This window comes from Paraflavitalea pollutisoli, assembly GCF_029360705.1.
GTDB lineage: Bacteria > Bacteroidota > Bacteroidia > Chitinophagales > Chitinophagaceae > Paraflavitalea > Paraflavitalea pollutisoli.
The window spans coordinates 1-17,452 of the sequence record NZ_JARKMX010000014.1; the positions used below are offsets into that span (position 1 = coordinate 1).

Consider the following 17,452-nt stretch of genomic DNA (forward strand, 5'->3'; position numbering starts at 1 on the left):
TTACGCAATACCTGTTCATAGGCACGGCGTATGTTGCGATTATCCAGTATACGTGCTAGTAACTCCATTAGCCATTGCTTTTTTTTCTCGTCGCTTTGTTTCGTATTTTCTTCAAAACCACTGCTCAGCACTGATTAATACGCTCAGGCTTCCGGCCTTACCCTTTTAATTCAGTCTCACCTTAGAGTGAGTTTTCTGCTTTCATCACAGTGATTCCAGTTCCATGACTACTCCGCAGCATTCTGATGTCTGGGCCTTCCCTGTTTAGGCCACAGGTACTACTTCCAGAGCTGACTTCTGCCAAACCTGATATACCATCTCTGATATTCATTGCCCCTTTAGGATACGCGTCTCCCGCCGGCAGCAGTTGGGCAGATATCCCCAGGTAAGACCTTACACTTTCATCCCATGTGTCCGCTGTATTTACATCATAGAGGTTCCGGATAGTTTAGGACTTTAGCTTGCTTAGCAGCCTTGTCCACCTCTTGATGCCTTGTATACAGTTTCTGTTCGTCGGACCGGGACTTTGCCGCAGGCTTCCTTCAGATTCCACCTCGCGGTGGACACCCTTGCCATTGGCTAACGGTTCCCACTATCAAGGCCCGTAGAGGACTCCCACCTCCAAGTTTAAGATCATGCTGGGCACACCAAGAGAACGGGTGCTTCCAGCGAAGCACCCGTTCTTTTTTAAAGACGGTGCGGCCACCGCGTCATGAGGACGAGCCCTGAGCATTATTTCGATCACCATCCGCCCGAACAGATCACCGGCGTACCGCGTAGTTTGACCCAAGTAGCGTACAGTTTTGACCGGTAACCGGGTATTTTTGGTGGCCTACAAGCTAAATAGCTTGTTTACTTCGTATATAGACAAAGGCTTCTGACGTGAACAAAGTAGTATTGTTCCTATACCTTTGTCTGTCTATACATTGCACCAAAATGACAAAGGAAAGGAACCAACCCAACCAAACCTACCTCGCCCTGGGCGACTCATATACCATTGGCGAAGGTGTACCGGAGGCGGAGAATTTTCCGCACCAGGCTGTTCAGCTATTGAACAAGGCCGGACATCCATTCAGCAAACCTACCATTATTGCCAAGACCGGCTGGACGACAGACGAACTGACGGCCGGCATCGCGGCGGCCAATCCGCCGGGTCCTTACAATATCGTGTCGTTGCTGATCGGGGTCAACAACCAGTACCGTGGTCGCAGCAGTGAGGAGTACAAGGGCGAGTTTGAAGGATTGTTGCTGAAAGCGATTGCCTATGCAGGTGGCAACAACAACCATGTATTTGTGTTATCGATCCCTGATTGGGGAGTTACGCCGTTTGCCGAGGGGCGCGATCGTGCGCAGATCGCTTTGGAGATCGACCAATTCAATGCGATCAACCAGGCGGTAGCGGCGCAATACAAGGTACACTATATCGACATTACACCCGGTACGCGCGAAGCAGCGACCGATCGTACATTACTCACCTCCGACAATCTCCATCCATCGGGTAAAGATTATGAACGCTGGGCCGAAAAGTTGGCAACAGGGATCGGAAACCTGGAGAATTAAGTATTCACCGTCCTGCCAAAACCAGGTGCTTAGCGATATCGTATATGCGCGGGTAAGTCTTTCACATGACAAACTCGGAGCATTGTTATTTATTTCAGGAGAAACTTGACAACGAAAATGCCAGTTATTATTTCGTTAGCAACGGATACCGTAGATTATTGAAAGTTGTTCAATATACTTATGTGGGAATAAACCGTGAACGGCCTACCTATAATTTTGGTTTTGGAACGCTGAATCTGGACAATGGCACGTTGCAAGACATGGATATTTCTGCCAATGGTGATGCTTATAAAGTCTTTAATACAGTTTTAAACACCGTTCTGGATTTCCTTAAACGCTTTCCGGGTGCCATGATAATGGTAGAAGGAAGTGATAGCAATACACTATATCCTGATTTATGTTGGCTCACTTGTAACAAAAACTGTGCACCCCCTCACTGCCGGAATCAACATCGAAGGATAAAACTTTACAAATCATTTCTAAATAAGAACTATGATTTGTTATCAAAGGAATATCAATTTTGCGGAGGCGTAAAAAACACTCATAATGAATATGTTATGGAGGAATATCGAAGAAACAACAACTATGAATCTATTTTCTTTATTCAGAAACAATTAGCTAATTTTATGATATGAAAAGCGTAAAGAAAATTCCACCCAACATGTCGGATACCGAAACGAAGGATTTTCTGAAGCAAGTAGCCCAAACGTTTGCAGGAGTGAATCACTTTCCCGAAAAAACAGCCCTTGCGCGTGAGATCTTAAAGAATACAAAGTTCCCACCAATCCCTAAACCTAAAGCCTGACCTTCGGGGGAGATACAGCCATGCATGACAGCCAAGTCCAATTACAGCACTAAACTATTCAATTTAGTTGTTGAGGCCCCTCACCACTTTCTCCTTCTTAACCGCCTTCAGTGAATTGATAAGGCCCAGCAGGATCGGTGTCATAGCCCCGGGAATGAAAACCAGCGCTACAAATTTGTTTCCCTTTTGGGTCATTAAGAGTAGGCCAAGAGCCAGGAGAATCAGATTACCAATCCCCAGCGCATAAAAGGCCACTTTCAGCATCTTCTCGTTTTTCAGTAATTCTTCCTTACTCATCTCGTGGCGTTTCTTCGAAGCCATACAGTCGGTTATTTTGGTTAATTTCGCAAAGTTGAACCGAATTCGTTTACCCTGCAAGCAGTCAGAAATTTATGACTACACCACAATCTAATCCCGAAGAAGAAACCTGTCCGGCACAAGCCCTGCTCAAATCCCTGTCTGGCAAAAACAAAGCCGCCATATTCCGGTTGGCCGTATCAGCCCCGCTGCGCTTCAGTAGCCTCCTGCGCCAGATACCAGGCTCCAACAAACAATCATTGACTGTCGCCCTGCGCGAAATGGAAGCAGAAGCCTTATTACAACGGGTTGTCGTGCAGGAAAAGCCGTTGCATGTAGAATACGTACTGACCCCCAAAGGACAATTGCTCATCCCCGTCTTCGAACAACTGGAAAAGCTTAGTCAGGAGTAACTCCATGTACCAGATTGTCCATCGCTGTAAAAAAACTCTCCCTACCCGGTAAACGGGCAGCAGATCAAACCGCCATCATACAACCATCCTCCGCTGCCTGATCCGGCAATGGCAACACTCCATACAGTTTGGATACAGACTCCAGGTGAAAATCGCTTACCTTTCCCTTCACCAATTCTAGTTGTATGAGATCATGCGCACTTCTCATCGCATCACTCCTGACCCTGGCTGCCACCGCACAAACCAAACAACGCGCCCGCGCCCTGGGTGTACCTTTCGATGGCACCACCGGCCCGCTCAATGCCATCACCGATGTACCAGGTATACTGGTCGGTTATAAAACGATCATTAAAGGGAAAGCCGATAGCCTCATCAGGGGTAAAGGCCCCGTTCGCACCGGCGTGACCGTCATACTGCCCAAAGGCAAAAGTCTGGAAGGGTATCCTGCCGGTTGGTTCTCCCTCAACGGAGACGGCGAAATGACCGGCATTCCTTACATCGATGATTACGGAAGGGGCTACGGCGCCATTGGTATTACCAATACCAACAGTGTAGGTACCGTACGGGACGCCATTGGCCAGTGGAATACCAAAGAGTTCTCCTCGGGCAACTCGCTCGACTTTGCCTTTTCCATGCCCATCGTGGCTGAGACCTTCGATGGTATGCTCAATGATATCAATGGATTTCATGTAAAAACCCAGGATGTATGGGATGCCCTCGACAGCGCACATGGAGGCGCCATTGCCGAAGGCAATGTAGGCGGAGGTACCGGGATGTCGCTGTTTGGTTTTAAAGGGGGAAGCGGTACGGCCTCGCGTGTAATCAGGATCGATAGTACCAGCTATACCGTGGGCGTTTTTGTCCAGGCCAATTTTGGCGGCCGCAAATTCCTGAACGTAGCCGGTGTGCCCGTAGGCAAAGAGATCACCGACCTGCGGCCCGTAGTGAACATGAAAGAAAAGAAAGACGGCTCCATCATTGTGGTCATCGCTACCGACGCGCCATTGATGCCCCTGCAACTGAAACAGGTGGCCAAACGGGCCGTCATTGGCATAGCGCGCACCGGCGGCTGGGCCAGCAATGGCTCGGGTGACATTTTCGTCGCTTTGAGCACCCATCAACCAGGTTTAAAAGGCTCCCTTGAGCAATGGAGTACCGTACACAAAGAAATGATGGACCCTATTTACCTGGCCACCGCCGAAGCCACGGAAGAAGCCATTATCAACGTGCTGCTGGCCGCCGAGACCATGCAGGGCATCAATGGCAATACCTGGCATGCCCTGCCCCATGACCGGCTGGTACAGGTGCTGAAGCAATACAACCGGTTCAACAAGCGATAAACAATGGGTAAAACGGGCTGCCTGGTCGCCCACACCACCACCATACATTCCCGATCCATCGGCCAACCTTGGGTCAAGTGCGCTTTAACTCCGATAGATCACCGATGGATGGTGCATGGATAGTCCCGGCTTGGGCGGCTGCGCCTGCCCCTTCCCTGGCAGCTACAAGAACGTGCGCCCTACTTTCATACCTACCTGTCTAGGATCCCGTACCTACCTGCCTAGGACCTCACCACATGGGTTGATGCCACCCTTTACCCGTGCAGTATATTTACCGTTAAGATGAACCATGGCAAGATTCGACGGCATACCTGCTTTTACGGGCTCCATTGGCCCGGTGTGCATCTACCAGATGCATGGACGCTACTTCATGCGTACGCGCAGCAATCTTACCGGCGAGCGAGTCAAAACAGATCCTGCCTTCCGGAAAACCATGCAGTATGCCGGTCTATTGAGCCGGGCGTCGAAAATTGCGTCGATCGTATATGGAGAAGTCAACCCCGACAAGAAACAGCATACCCTGTACAGAAAGCTAACCGGGGAAGCAATGTGTTGGCTGCGCTACCAGTGGGCCGAGGGTGAGATCATTGATTTTCTTCGCCAGCAATATGGCCAATCGGGCGTTATCGAGGTATACCCAAAGGTATCGTTGAATCGCCCCTACGGCCGGCAAACACCCATCCTGCAGCCGGGCAAACCCTCACTCGGGGGGTGCTCCGCAAAAAAAGAGCCGTTTAAAACCCTTTTTGGCAAACAGGAATACCAGCTTCGGCGACGTGCTGTCAATAAGTTAATTATCGACTATGAGTGGGCTACTTAGGCCATTAGGCTTGTTAGTTCGCATTTTTCTACTAAACTTGCGACTTCAATCGCCCGTTTCCACCATGGATATGCAACAAACACCACCGACAACGTCCGCACCCCAGGCTCCATTAGCTACTGGCACACCATACGCTAAACTCAGCTGGCGGGAAAAGTTTGCCGGTATCATCGTGTTGTTCATCGGGTTCGTGTACCTCTTCGTGCAGGTCAGCAGTTTCCTATCGTCTAAGGCCGATACCTTCTCTGTCAACGAAGGCGATATACACATCAGCTCCAGTGAACTGATGAACCATGTACGTTCTATTGTATCCATCATATTGGCCTTACTGGGTGGCTGGTTGCTGCTCAACGGTAAAAAAGCTGGTTGGGTAATCTCCGTGCCCTTGTTGCTGCTCATCCTGACCATCGCCACCTGGTTGATGATCGCTTACTATCCGCTGGCCGATAACCTAAGCAAAATACTCGGCGGAACGGTGGTCTTCCTGATCCTGCTCGCACTCCTGTTTCTGATCCTACCATCCGCCAGAAAAAAATATAAGGTCACCCGGATTACTGTGATCTCCATGGTGACCTTACTCGTATTATTGGCCGCAATGTATTTCTTTATGCAATAAGGCGGTAGCGATTACAGCACATCTCCCTCATCTACCTGGTAGCGCTCCTTGATCTTGCGCATCACTTCATCCATCGAAGCACGGTGATCCCGTGGATTCCACTCACCACGCTCCCACTTCTCGAGCTCCTCGTCGATGTGTTTTTGCTGTAAAGCGGAAAGCTTATCTGTTAACTGGTCCGACACTTCCTTTTGCTTGCGGTAGAAAGCCTTCTTCTTTTCAGAAGTCAATTCTTTGTCTTTGCGCATCTCATTTTCAGCTGCAGCCATTTGTGTCAATTCTTCCTTGGCCAGCGCAATATCATAAGGACCTACGGGCATGATCAGTTTTGAAACGATCGGCCCCACCTCGATCAGGATGATCAGCAGCGACAATAGCAAACTCGTCCAGAACACACTGCTTTCTTCAGAAGCCAGGTCAGATAAGGCCTTGTTCCGTTCCAGGAAACCCACATTGGCCTTCGCTGCCGCTTCGTATTGTTTGCGTTTGTCTTCCAGGCCAGCTTTGGCACCAGCGAGGATACTATCTTGTTTGGCGATATCCACCTGCAACAGGGCCAACTCCGGACTGTACTGCTGGCGGGCCGTTTCAAAGGCGTTCATCTTCAGCCGGGTCAGGTTTTCAATGCCCCTCCTGCCCGATCCACCTGTACCATCCGCCTCCTGCACATACGACTGTTGCAGGCGGTGCAACGTATCTTCGATCGACAGTTTGCGGGTGATCAGCCGGTTGCGTTCCGCTTCCGTGGTCTGCATCAGCGCTTTGTTCTCCGCCTGCAGCAGACTGTCATTCAGCCGAATCTTCTTGTGAATATTCTCTACCACTTTGGTATCGATCTCCTTTTCGAAGATCTTCAATTCGAGGGGCCGGGCAATGGTCACCCCGATCAGCAGCGCCAGCGCCACCCGTGGCACCGCCATCCAGGCCTGCTTGCGCGGACTGACCCCATACTTACGCATGGTAGACACCAGAAACCGGTCGAAGTTGAAGATGATAAGGCCCCACACCAGGGCGAAGACAAATGTCCACCCAATGCTGTTGAAGATGCTGTAGATCGCATAGCCGGAGGATACGGCAGCCAATACAAAGGTGGCGAGGATCACGCCTCCCAGGCCACTGTACTTGCTGTGTTCTGATGGAAATTGCTTGAGGAGTTGCTGATGTGCGCCGGCACACCACCACAAAAAATTCGAGTCGGATCGTTTTCCACTCCCCCCGCTGAAGGAGTCGTAGGCGTACAGGTCATTACCCTGCACAGGTTCTTTGGCAGACATAAGAATGCTTTTAGGAAATAAATTGTAAAAGTTGAACGATAGCGGTTGAAGTGGAACGAGAATACAACGGCAAATAACGGCAATAATTGCAAATGAAACGTGAAAACAGGTGGTAATTCGCCGATAATTCACCGGCAAAGACGACTGGCGCCAGCAGGTTGATAGCGGTACTATTCGGACCGATGCCGGCATAAGTATTCAACGCCTGGCTGGATACTCATAGCGCCGCCTGTATCGACAGCGCATGGTGGAAAATATTCAACGGATCGTAAGCTGCCTTTACCGCCTGCAGACGTGGGTGGCCCGCCTTATAATAGAGTGTGTACCAGGGGGTAACGGAAGTATTCCAGTCGGCACTGGCCAGGTCGGTATCCGGATGGTTGATCATGGCGCCATCCGTCTGTTCATTGGGAACCGGCACACCACCCGAAGCAGCAAAGAGATCCTTGTAAAAATTGCGCACCCAATCGAGGCTGGGCTTTTCGCCGGATGGATCCATCCAACCGGTATTGCAGGCCACATCCATGATAGCATCCCGTTGTGCCGACGCGGTGTGGTCGGGAGGAATGGCGTTGACCACTCCGCCGTAGGTGGCCAGGCCTATCATACCGCCAATCGGCACCTGCGCCGTGAGGTATCGATAAGCAGTAGCTATCTGATCGTCCGTCAATGGGCGGCGGAAGAAAGCATCTTTTATTTTTGCCTGTGCCTTGTCGAAGCCAGGTTGAAAGAGTTCGGGAAAAGGATTCAGCGCAAATTGCAGCCAGGCGTTCTCCTCCAACTGTTTTGTATAAGCCAGCCCCACCGGCTCTACGACGTCTTTTACAAACGCGTTGATGACGTCCGCAGCGGTAGCTCCTGTGGCCAATCCTTTGATCTCTATTTTGCCGATGTTGCGGTGATTCAGAAATAGAATGCCAAATAACGATATATAGGGAGAGTTTGGTCCACCATGGCGCAAGCACCAGTCACCAAACCGATGTACGAGCGTCGCGAAAGAGGCTTCGTCGAAATCTTTCCACTCCCACCCGATCCGGAATGTGGTCAGGGTAGCGGGCGCTTGGGGTAATGTCGTAGCAGGATTGTCGCCGGAAACGTTCGCCGAACGCAACCAGTAACGCGTCACAATCCCGAAATTACCACCACCACCGCCGGTATGGGCCCACCAGAGTTCTTGGTGCGGATCGTCGTCCTCGCGGCTAGCGAATACCACCTGCACCTTGCCCTGCTCATTGACCCTCACCACTTCTACGGCATAGAGGTGATCGGCAGCAAGTCCATATTCCCGGCAAAGAAATCCAAAAGCTCCGCCCAGGATATGACCACCAACACCAATACCGGGATGCTCACCCGCCGGCAGAAATACGCCCCAACCCAAAAACAGCCGGCGATAGAGTTCGCCCACGGTGACGCCTGCGTCCACCACAAAAGCTCCTTTAGTGGTATCAAATTCAATAGCAGTCATCAACTGCATATCGATGACTACCTGAGCGGTGGGATCGGCCACAAATCCTTCGAGGCAATGGCCGCCACTACGCACTACGGGCCGCCGTTGGCTATCGACCACCTCCTGCAAGGCTTGCACCACTGCTGCGGTAGAAGTGGGCAGCACAATGTATTCGGGCTTGCCCGTATACCGCTTATTGAAACGTTTGGCAGCGAGGTCGGCATAGCGATGATCGGCCGGCGTGATCTTTTCCATAGATTAAATGTATAGAAAAGCGGGGAGCCGGTTGGTCATGGGCCAATAAAGACGGGATTGCCCCGGAGGGGGTACCAGGTGGTTGTAGAGAAACTGCCGCGCTAGTCGGCGTAGATAGACAAAAGGACCGGCACCGCCTGGCGGGACCGATCCTTTTGCCGAATGATACAATTTCAGAACGCTTCAAACAGCTTTGAGAGAAACGCTGTCGATCTTTTTATGCTCTCACCTTGTACAGCTTAGTCAGCCGGTCAAGGAATTTTTGCGCATCGGCATTGGCGGGCTGTGGTTCATCGGCACGCTTGTACGCCAGGTCGTGCTTACAGGGATGGATCGAAAGTTTGCCCTTCTCTTTGCTGCCAAACAGGATCCATTCGTCGCCGGGTTTCATGTAAAACTGGCAACTGGTCAGCATCATGGGTTCAAACACCACGGTTGTCTTTTTACCTTTGATCAGCTTGGTAACCTGTACCTGCCAGCGCCCGCCACGGTTATCGGGATTGGCGGGGTCGCCCGAAAGCGTATCGACCGATACGATCTTTACCAGGGCAATGAAATCATACTGCTTCAACTGCTTTTTCTTGGTGACCTCATAGTCTACCGGTTTGCACTTGCACGCATAGGCGCTACTTCCTGCCAGGAACAATACTGCCACTACTGTCAATAACTTCTTCATACTTGTGGTTTTTAAAAAGATGCGCGCAAGTTAGTCATTACACAGCATTGCCTATGCTTCACATTCATTTAACAGATGGTTAAATCTATGAAGCGTTAATATAGCAAGCAGTTTTACGATAGACATATCATCGGGGATGTAGAAGGGCTTGCACTTCCGTGTCAGCCTTTGGATGGCCGTTATGGAGATATCTACAATGCAGGCAGGAGTTTATTCATTGAACGGATCATGCTCATCGCGGTATTTGCCCCGCATCGACATCACGATGTAGACAATTCCGCCCAGCACGCCACCGATGGCCACCGCCCATACCAGCAACGCTTTGCGCAGCGTACCGCCATAAGTATACACGTAGTAAATGTAGAATGTAGCCGCCAACCCGAGCAGCAGCAGTACCACCCCATACAGGTAGCCGCCCCGGTTTTCTTTTTTGAACTCGCCGCCGTTGGCCGCAAATAGTTCTTCCATTAATTGGCTGGCTTCAATGGGGTCCATGCCGCGGTAGTCTGCCATCAGGTTGTCTAGGATATGCTCTCTTTTGCCGCCTTCTTTGACGGCACCGATGGCATAATCGATATTGTCTTCCTTGACGCCTTGCGCCAGGTATTTGGCTTTGATGGCAGCAAAATTATTCATAAGAGGCTTTGAGTAGCCCCAAAATAAGCCCATTTCCCGAAGTTTTCAAAACGGGCAGGTAAAACCGTTGTTGGCTACTTCCACAACTTCGGCAGGTCATCGGCGAGCGCCACTACACTCATATAGCCCATCACGACCACCACCGCCCAACCGGCCAGCTGCATCCACACAGGATGTCGGTAACCTTTCATCAACCGGGTGTTCATGGCGCCGATCAGGATAATGCCCAGTCCAATCGGCAGAATCAGCCCGTTCACGACACCTGCCCCAATCAGCAATTGCTTGGGCTTGCCGATCCATACAAATATCAATGTAGAGAGGATAATAAACACCGAGATACACAACCGCTCGTAGCGGGCAAACAACGGATGAAAGGTCTTGAAGAAGGAGACCGAAGTATATGCTGCCCCCACCACCGATGAGATGGCCGCACTCCACAATACCACCCCGAATATCCGGAAACCGATCTCACCCGCCGCATGGCGAAACACACTCGCCGGCGGATTCTGGTCATCCAGTACCACGCCCTGTACCACGACGCCCAGCGCCGCCAGGAACAACACATACCGCATGAAACTAGAGATCACAATGCCACTCATCGCACTACGGTTCACCTGTTGTATATGCGCCGTTCCTTTGATGCCCGCATCGAGTAAGCGGTGCGCACCAGAGAACGTGATATAGCCACCAACCGTACCGCCCACCAGGGCCACGATAGCGATCATGCTGATCTTCTCCGGCATCACCGTTTGCCGCAACGCTTCGCCGAGCGGCGGATGCGCGCTGAAAGCAATAAAAAGCGTCAGCAATATCTTGACCACACCGAGTATCTTGGTAAAACCATCCAGCATCTTGCCGATCTCCGTCATCCAGAACAGGATCAGCGCCACCACACAACTGATCATCGCGCCCTGCTCAAAAGACATCCCCGTCAGCACATTCATGCCCAGCCCACAGCCGGCGATATTGCCGATGTTGAAAGCAAAACCACCGAGTATCACCAGTATCGACAGGAAATAACCCAGTCCCGGCAACAACGCATTGGCCAGGTCCTGCGCGCGCAGTTCACTCACCGTGAGTACCCGCCAGGTATTGAGTTGCGCCCCGATATCCAGCAATACCGATACGAGGATCACGAACCCCATACCCGCCAGCAGTTGCTGCGTAAAAACCGTTGTTTGTGTGAGAAACCCAGGACCGATCGAAGAGTTGGCCATCAGAAAGGCAGCGCCCAGTACAGCACCGCCGCCGCCAAACATCGCCCGTGTCTTATTGCCGGAAGGATTAGTCAGCGGTGATTTCAATACCTTGTTTTTTTAATGCCTGGTGAATACGTTGGGCAAAGGCGAGGGCATGCGGACCATCACTATGGATACAAACAGTCTCCGCATCCAGCTTGATCTTCTTGCCCGTGGTCGTGGTGACCATATCCTCTTTCACCATCTGTAAAACCTGCCGCACAGCTACCACTTCATCTTCGATCAGGGCATTGGGCTCCGAACGTGGGGTCAAGCTGCCATCGTCGCGGTAAGTTCGGTCGGCAAATACCTCACTGTAGGAAATGAGTTTGGAGACATTCGCTTTATTGATCATTTCACTGCCCGAGAGGCCGTACAGGATCATGTTCTTGTCGGTATTTTTGACCGCCCGGCAGATCGTATCGGCCAGGGCAGGATCTGCCGCTGCCATATTGTACAGCGCGCCATGTGGTTTTACATGGTGCAAAGACACATCATACAACTTGAGGAATGCTTGCAGCGCCCCGATCTGGTAAACCACCAGGTCGTACACCTGCTCGGGCGACAAGGTCATATTCGTGCGGCCAAAGTTCTCGCGGTCCATGAACGATACATGCGCCCCGATGGCAATATTCGCTTCCGAGGCGGCCGCCACCAACTCATGCATGGTAAACGGATCGCCCGCATGAAACCCGCAGGCAATGTTGATGGAACTTAAGTAAGGAAATAAGGCAATGTCTTTCTCGATGTCATAAGGCCAGAGGTGCGTACTTTCCCCCATATCGCAATTAATGTCTATCGCTACCATACTAGTTGATTCAGGTGATCATGACATGCCCGCTGAATTATGCTGAGCTCATGTTCCTGTGAAAATAGTAATTCCTCGGCAGTAGGCGTGTCAACCAGTTGAAATTGTATGCTGTCGCTCGGCCGTAATTGCGCCAGTTTGGGTAACTGAGAAGAGATAACGTGCGCCACACGTGGGTATCCGCCGGTGGTTTGGTGATCGGCCATCAATAAAATAAGTTGTCCGTCGGGCAGTAATTGTACCGTACCAAAGCTCACGCCGGAAGAAAGCAGCTCCGTATTGACCTGCCGCTTCAAAGGTACGCCGCGCAACTGGTACCCCATACGGTCGGAGAAGGGATGAATGATGAAGTTGCTATCGAGCATATCGCGTTGGGAAGCCGCCGAAAGCTGGCTCCATTCATGACCGGTCGTGATCTTGATCTCATGGGGCAATTGATAAGTGCGCCCTGTATCGACACGCCAGTTGAGCGGCTGGTATTCCCGCGTTTCCTTCAGCAAACCGGCGAAGTAAATAGAATTCTCTTTAAAAGGCAGCTCATCCCCTTTTTCGAGTTTACGGCCATGGAAGCCACCCACGCCCGCCTTGAGGTTGGTACTATAGCTATCCAGCCATTGCGGTACGCAGAATCCGCCATGCACAGCGAGGTAGCAGCGACTGCCCTGCACCCATTGCGGAAAATGCAGAATGGTATTGCGTCTCACTACGATGGGCCGCCAGGTACTGACGAGCTCATTGTCGTTGAGCGTGGGGGTAAAATCGGCCCCGGTAATACTGATCAGTGCGTTTTGTTCGAAGAGGATTTGCGCAGCCGGGAAATGGATCTCCATCACAGCCGCTCCCGGATCATTACCAACCAGCATATTGGCTATGCGGGCTGCATAACCGTCCATGACACCGCCCGGATTGATACCCCAGCAGCTATAGCCGGGCCGGCCAAGGTCCTGTATAGTATCCAACAGGCCGGGTTTGATGATCGTTAAGGACATAGGTATTGTTACGGGTTTTGAGTTTGGATAAAGCAGGTTATTGGATGACCGACTGGTTTTACAGCCCTTGTGTCGGATAGAACACTACTTCGTCGCCTGCCTTTAGTAGTACGGGAAATTGCGACTGAGGGTTGAACATTTGCAGCGGGGTGCGCCCGATGATGTTCCAGCCTCCCGGACTGGGCAGCGGATAGATGCCTGTTTGCGAGCCGGCTATACCAATACTGCCGGCCGCCACGGGTACAGGTTTTTCTTTGCGCGGCTGCGCGATCAGCGGGTCTACTTCGCCCAGATAAGCAAAGCCGGGTAAAAACCCGATCATGTATACGCGGTACACGGTCGCCGTGTGGATATGGATCAATTCTTCAGCACGCATCCCCTTGGCCGCAGCCAGGGCTGCCAGGTCGGGCCCGTCATTACCCCCGTAGAAAACCGGGATCTGGTGCCTCACCGGTGCCTGGCTGACGGTCGCGCCAGACTGGTGGTAAGCGTCGAGCAACTGGTCCCGCACCCACTCGAAAATGGTATGGGCAGGGCGGTAATGCGCCTTGATCAGGGTTGGATCAAACACGAGGGTGAGTGAAGAATAAGCGGTGATGATGTCTTTCTGGCCGGTAAATGGATGCTGTCGCAACCATTGGTTCATGGCGAGTACTTTGCCATTCAGCGCTTCGCTGAGCTGGTTTCCGAGGTCGATGGTGACGGCCCCATCACCCAATGAAAATATGACGGGCATTTGGTTCAATGACAGGCTGCAGGATGTCCGATGGACTAAAGATATGGTTTCTTACAATAAATAGTACAATATATACAGCTTGGCAGGTAACTGCCAGTGAGATACGCCAAATCGCCGGATTGTCGCCCGGCTACCTTCTTCCCTTGCCTCGCTGGATCTATGCCTTGTAGCCCTATTCCCCCTTTCCCGCGCTGGGAACTTCCCTCCCCATTTCTTGTTTCGCGTTGATTTTCTTTAATTTAGCTATTTGGCCACCGGCAGCAATTTGTTGGTATCGTGCTTATACACTAAACTTGCACGCCAACAGGCCAATTGTAAAACCGTTCAATCAACGTATGGCGAAGAATTTATTGATCGTAGAGTCCCCTGCAAAAGCGAAGACTATTGAGAAGTTCCTGGGCAAAGATTTCGAGGTAAAGAGCTGCTATGGACATATTCGTGATCTGGAAAAGGACGAGATGGGTATCGACGTTAAGAATAACTATCAACCCCGATATATAGTACCCGACGAAAAGGAAAGGGTCGTAAAAGAATTAAAGACGCTAGCCAAGAAATCTGACGAAGTGTGGCTCGCAACGGATGAGGACCGCGAAGGGGAAGCCATCAGCTGGCATTTGTGCGAGGTACTCGGACTGGACCCAGAAACTACAAAACGTATTGTATTTCATGAAATTACGAAGCCTGCCATCGTCAACGCGGTGAGCAAGCCCCGTACTGTCAACATGAACCTGGTGAATGCCCAGCAGGCTCGCCGGGTACTTGACCGTATCGTAGGTTTCGAGCTGAGCCCCGTGCTCTGGCGCAAGATGAGCATGAAGAACAACCTCAGCGCCGGCCGCGTACAGAGTGTCGCCGTTCGGCTCATCGCCGAGCGCGAAAGGGAGATCAATGCCTTCACCGCCGTCAGCTCCTTTAAAATAGACGCACAGTTTACCGCCAAAGATACCACCGGCAAGCAGGTCGGCTTCAGTGCCGAAGGCAAGAAGTACAACCAGGCCGAAGACGCGGAGAAATTCCTGCAAAGTTGTATCGGCGCCGATTACACGGTCACCGATATCCAGGTAAAACCCGGCAAGAAATCACCTTCTGCCCCCTTTACCACCTCCACCCTGCAGCAGGAAGCTTCCCGTAAACTGGGTTATTCAGTAAGCCGTACCATGTTGCTCGCACAAAAGCTGTACGAAAGCGGTTACATATCTTATATGCGTACCGACAGCGTCAACCTGAGCGATACCGCTATGGAGGGCATCCGCAACCAAGTGACCAGCGCCTACGGCGACCGTTACTTCCAGCCACGCAAGTACAAGAACAAGAATGAATCGGCCCAGGAAGCGCACGAAGCGATCCGCCCTACTTACATGGAGAACTCCACGGTAGACGATCCGGATACCAAACGCCTCTATGAGCTGATCTGGAAACGCACCATGGCCAGCCAGATGGCCGACGCCGAACTGGAAAAGACCATTGCGAAGATCCTCATCTCCACCAATAAGGAAGAGCTCACTGCCAGCGGTGAGGTGCTGAAGTTTGAAGGCTTCCTGAAAGTATACCGGGAAGACCGCGACGATGAAGACATCTCTGAAGACGAGCAAAATGAAGGCATGCTGCCCCCACTCGCCGTGAAGCAGCAATTGCCGCTGACCAATATGAAGGCTACCGAGCGCTATACACGCCCCCTGCCCCGCTACACGGAGGCATCGCTGGTAAAGAAGCTCGAAGAGCTCGGCATCGGCCGACCTTCTACCTATGCCCCCACCATCTCTACCATCCAGAAAAGAGGGTATGTAGAGAAAAGAGATAAAGAAGGCGTACGCCGCGAATTCCGCGTGTTCCGCCTCGCCAACGACAAGATCACCAAAGTAGTCGATGCCGAGAATACCGGTGCCGAGAAATCAAAACTATTCCCTTCCGACCTGGGTCTCGTCGTGACCGACTTCCTCAAGCAATACTTCGATGACATCATGGACTACGGCTTCACCGCCCGCGTTGAAGGAGAGTTTGACGAAGTAGCTGCTGGCAAACTGAAGTGGAACCGCATGATCGACGATTTCTATATCCCGTTCAAAAAGGATGTAGACAACACCATCGAAACGGCTGAACGCATCAAAGGCGAGCGTGAGCTGGGTGTAGATGCAGAGACCGGTAAGAAGATCGTGGCGCGTATGGGTCGTTATGGTCCCATGGTGCAGATCGGCGATGTGAACGATGAAGAGAAACCACGTTTCGCCGCGCTGAAAAAAGACCAGAGCATCGAGACCATCACGCTCGACGAAGCGTTGGCCCTGTTCCAACTGCCCCGCACCCTGGGTGAATACGAAGGGCAGGAAGTGGTCGTCAACATCGGCCGCTTTGGTCCGTACGTGAAGTTTGGCGAACAGTTCATCTCCATCCCCCGTGGTGAAGAGCCACTGGATGTAACGCTCGAGCGCGCGATCGAGATCATCAAAGATAAGCAGACAGCAGACGCTCCTATCGATACCTACGATAACAAACCCGTTACCAAGGGTAAAGGCCGCTTTGGTCCTTTCATCAAATGGAACGAGATGTTCATCAACGTGCCACGCCGGTACAATTTCGATGCATTGAGCGCTTCCGATATAAAAGAACTGATCGAGACCAAGATCAGCAAAGAAGCCAACCGGTACATCCAAAACTGGCCCGATGAAAAGATCGCACTCGAGAATGGCCGTTGGGGTCCCTTCATCCGATTTGGTAAAAAGATGCTGAAGCTGGGCAGAAAGGCCGACGATTCCAAATACACTGCCGAAGAAATGGCGGAAGTAAGTCTCGACGATGTGAAGAAGATGATCGAAGCACAGGTGCCCAACGCGTTTGCGAAGAAAACCAAAGCAGCCCCTGCTAAAAAAGCAGCTGCCAAGAAATCTGCACCCGCTAAAAAAGCCGCCGCCAAAAAAGCAGCGCCGAAGAAGAAATAAACACGGATGCTGGTACTGAAATACCATCTTACCGAAGAAGAATACTTCGATTATAACTATTACACCGCCTGGGCTTCACCGGAGAAGAAAGGCTACAGGGTCCGCTATTACTTACGTGTATTTGTATTATACGCAGTAGTAGCGGGCCTTTTCATTTACAGCCGTCATAACCAGCAATGGCTGTGGGACCTCATCGTTTTCGGCATCATTGCACTCATTTACTTTCTGCTGGTGCCCTGGCTTATCCGCAAATCAATCGACCGGCGTGTGAAAGACACCTTACGCCAAACAGAAAATCAGCATATCCTGAATGCAGCAGAAGTAACCTTTATGGAATCGGGCATCATCGACAAGGACGAATCCTCCGAATCGAAATACGCCTGGGATGCCATCGTGCGAAAAGGAGAAACGCCATTGTGTTATTACCTGTATACTAACTCTTATCATGCCATCGTTATTCCCCGGAGGGCTGTACAAAACCCGGCCGACAGGAAGGAACTGGAACGAATATTCGATACTTACCTGCCACTTACTTCAGAATTCGGAACAGAAGAATAACTTTGTAGAGCCGCTACCGTTTACAGCTACAACGCAGCCCGGACGGCT

Annotated in this window: 18 protein-coding genes; 9 read left to right on the forward strand and 9 right to left on the reverse strand. The window is 51.5% G+C overall.

The features are described 5' to 3' along the window. The first annotated feature begins 936 nt into the window (after positions 1–936). The 3 genes from P2W70_RS30575 to P2W70_RS30585 all read left to right on the forward strand — a co-directional run bounded on the left by P2W70_RS30575 (position 937) and on the right by P2W70_RS30585 (position 2,365). Positions 937–1,560 carry an SGNH/GDSL hydrolase family protein gene (locus tag P2W70_RS30575; protein WP_276485404.1) on the forward strand — a complete coding sequence of 208 codons (624 nt, stop codon included), beginning with the start codon at positions 937–939 and terminating at the stop codon, positions 1,558–1,560. 65 nt (positions 1,561–1,625) lie between these two features. Next, positions 1,626–2,195 carry a DUF6934 family protein gene (locus P2W70_RS30580; RefSeq protein WP_276485405.1) on the forward strand — a complete coding sequence of 190 codons (570 nt, stop codon included), beginning with the start codon at positions 1,626–1,628 and terminating at the stop codon, positions 2,193–2,195. Then, positions 2,192–2,365: a hypothetical protein gene (locus P2W70_RS30585; RefSeq protein ID WP_276485406.1), complete on the forward strand. Its 174-nt coding sequence runs from the start codon at positions 2,192–2,194 to the stop codon at positions 2,363–2,365. The genes P2W70_RS30580 and P2W70_RS30585 overlap by 4 nt, the downstream gene beginning before the upstream one ends. Positions 2,366–2,428: 63 nt before the next feature. On the opposite strand, the gene P2W70_RS30590 is transcribed toward P2W70_RS30585, so the two are convergent. Next, the gene (locus tag P2W70_RS30590) at positions 2,429–2,686 is read right to left on the reverse strand and encodes a hypothetical protein (protein ID WP_276485407.1); all 258 of its coding nucleotides are present in this window, start codon (positions 2,684–2,686) and stop codon (positions 2,429–2,431) included. A 71-nt stretch (positions 2,687–2,757) separates the two neighbouring features. Between P2W70_RS30590 and P2W70_RS30595 the strand changes: the two genes are divergently transcribed. The 4 genes from P2W70_RS30595 to P2W70_RS30610 all read left to right on the forward strand — a co-directional run bounded on the left by P2W70_RS30595 (position 2,758) and on the right by P2W70_RS30610 (position 5,851). Beyond that, positions 2,758–3,075 (forward strand): winged helix-turn-helix transcriptional regulator, encoded by a 318-nt coding sequence (locus P2W70_RS30595; protein ID WP_276485408.1) that lies wholly within the window; start codon positions 2,758–2,760, stop codon positions 3,073–3,075. Positions 3,076–3,260: 185 nt separating this feature from the next. Beyond that, positions 3,261–4,415: a DmpA family aminopeptidase gene (locus P2W70_RS30600; protein WP_276485409.1), complete on the forward strand. Its 1,155-nt coding sequence runs from the start codon at positions 3,261–3,263 to the stop codon at positions 4,413–4,415. A gap of 289 nt (positions 4,416–4,704) precedes the next feature. Beyond that, positions 4,705–5,235, forward strand: a complete 531-nt coding sequence (locus P2W70_RS30605; RefSeq protein ID WP_276485410.1) for a hypothetical protein — start codon at positions 4,705–4,707, stop codon at positions 5,233–5,235. Between the two features lie 64 nt (positions 5,236–5,299). Beyond that, positions 5,300–5,851, forward strand: a complete 552-nt coding sequence (locus tag P2W70_RS30610; RefSeq protein WP_276485411.1) for a hypothetical protein — start codon at positions 5,300–5,302, stop codon at positions 5,849–5,851. A gap of 11 nt (positions 5,852–5,862) precedes the next feature. Here the strand turns inward: P2W70_RS30610 and P2W70_RS30615 are convergent, their stop codons facing one another. The 8 genes from P2W70_RS30615 to pxpB all read right to left on the reverse strand — a co-directional run bounded on the left by P2W70_RS30615 (position 5,863) and on the right by pxpB (position 13,910). Next, positions 5,863–7,125, reverse strand: coding sequence for a DUF4407 domain-containing protein (locus P2W70_RS30615; RefSeq protein WP_276485412.1), 1,263 nt, complete (start codon positions 7,123–7,125; stop codon positions 5,863–5,865). A 217-nt stretch (positions 7,126–7,342) separates the two neighbouring features. Next, positions 7,343–8,827: an FAD-binding oxidoreductase gene (locus P2W70_RS30620; RefSeq protein ID WP_276485413.1), complete on the reverse strand. Its 1,485-nt coding sequence runs from the start codon at positions 8,825–8,827 to the stop codon at positions 7,343–7,345. A gap of 217 nt (positions 8,828–9,044) precedes the next feature. Then, on the reverse strand, positions 9,045–9,503 hold the full coding sequence (locus P2W70_RS30625; protein WP_276485414.1) for a hypothetical protein: 459 nt from the start codon (positions 9,501–9,503) through the stop codon (positions 9,045–9,047). Positions 9,504–9,713: 210 nt separating this feature from the next. Further along, the gene (locus P2W70_RS30630) at positions 9,714–10,139 is read right to left on the reverse strand and encodes a hypothetical protein (RefSeq protein ID WP_276485415.1); all 426 of its coding nucleotides are present in this window, start codon (positions 10,137–10,139) and stop codon (positions 9,714–9,716) included. Positions 10,140–10,213: 74 nt separating this feature from the next. Further along, positions 10,214–11,443: an NRAMP family divalent metal transporter gene (locus P2W70_RS30635; RefSeq protein WP_276485416.1), complete on the reverse strand. Its 1,230-nt coding sequence runs from the start codon at positions 11,441–11,443 to the stop codon at positions 10,214–10,216. After that, positions 11,424–12,185 (reverse strand): LamB/YcsF family protein, encoded by a 762-nt coding sequence (locus tag P2W70_RS30640; protein ID WP_276485417.1) that lies wholly within the window; start codon positions 12,183–12,185, stop codon positions 11,424–11,426. Before P2W70_RS30640 ends, P2W70_RS30635 begins: the two co-directional genes overlap by 20 nt. Continuing rightward, the gene (locus P2W70_RS30645; protein ID WP_276485418.1) at positions 12,179–13,174 is read right to left on the reverse strand and encodes a 5-oxoprolinase subunit C family protein; all 996 of its coding nucleotides are present in this window, start codon (positions 13,172–13,174) and stop codon (positions 12,179–12,181) included. The genes P2W70_RS30640 and P2W70_RS30645 overlap by 7 nt, the downstream gene beginning before the upstream one ends. Before the next feature lie 58 nt (positions 13,175–13,232). Continuing rightward, complete coding sequence (gene pxpB, locus P2W70_RS30650; protein WP_276485419.1) at positions 13,233–13,910, reverse strand: 5-oxoprolinase subunit PxpB; 678 nt, start codon at positions 13,908–13,910, stop codon at positions 13,233–13,235. 335 nt (positions 13,911–14,245) lie between these two features. On the opposite strand from pxpB, the gene topA reads away from it, so the two are divergent. Both topA and P2W70_RS30660 read left to right on the forward strand, forming a co-directional pair. Next, a complete protein-coding gene (topA, locus tag P2W70_RS30655; protein WP_276485420.1) occupies positions 14,246–16,846 on the forward strand; it encodes a type I DNA topoisomerase in 2,601 nt (866 codons plus the stop codon). A gap of 6 nt (positions 16,847–16,852) precedes the next feature. Further along, a complete protein-coding gene (locus tag P2W70_RS30660) occupies positions 16,853–17,404 on the forward strand; it encodes a YcxB family protein (protein ID WP_276485421.1) in 552 nt (183 codons plus the stop codon). Positions 17,405–17,452 lie beyond the last annotated feature (48 nt).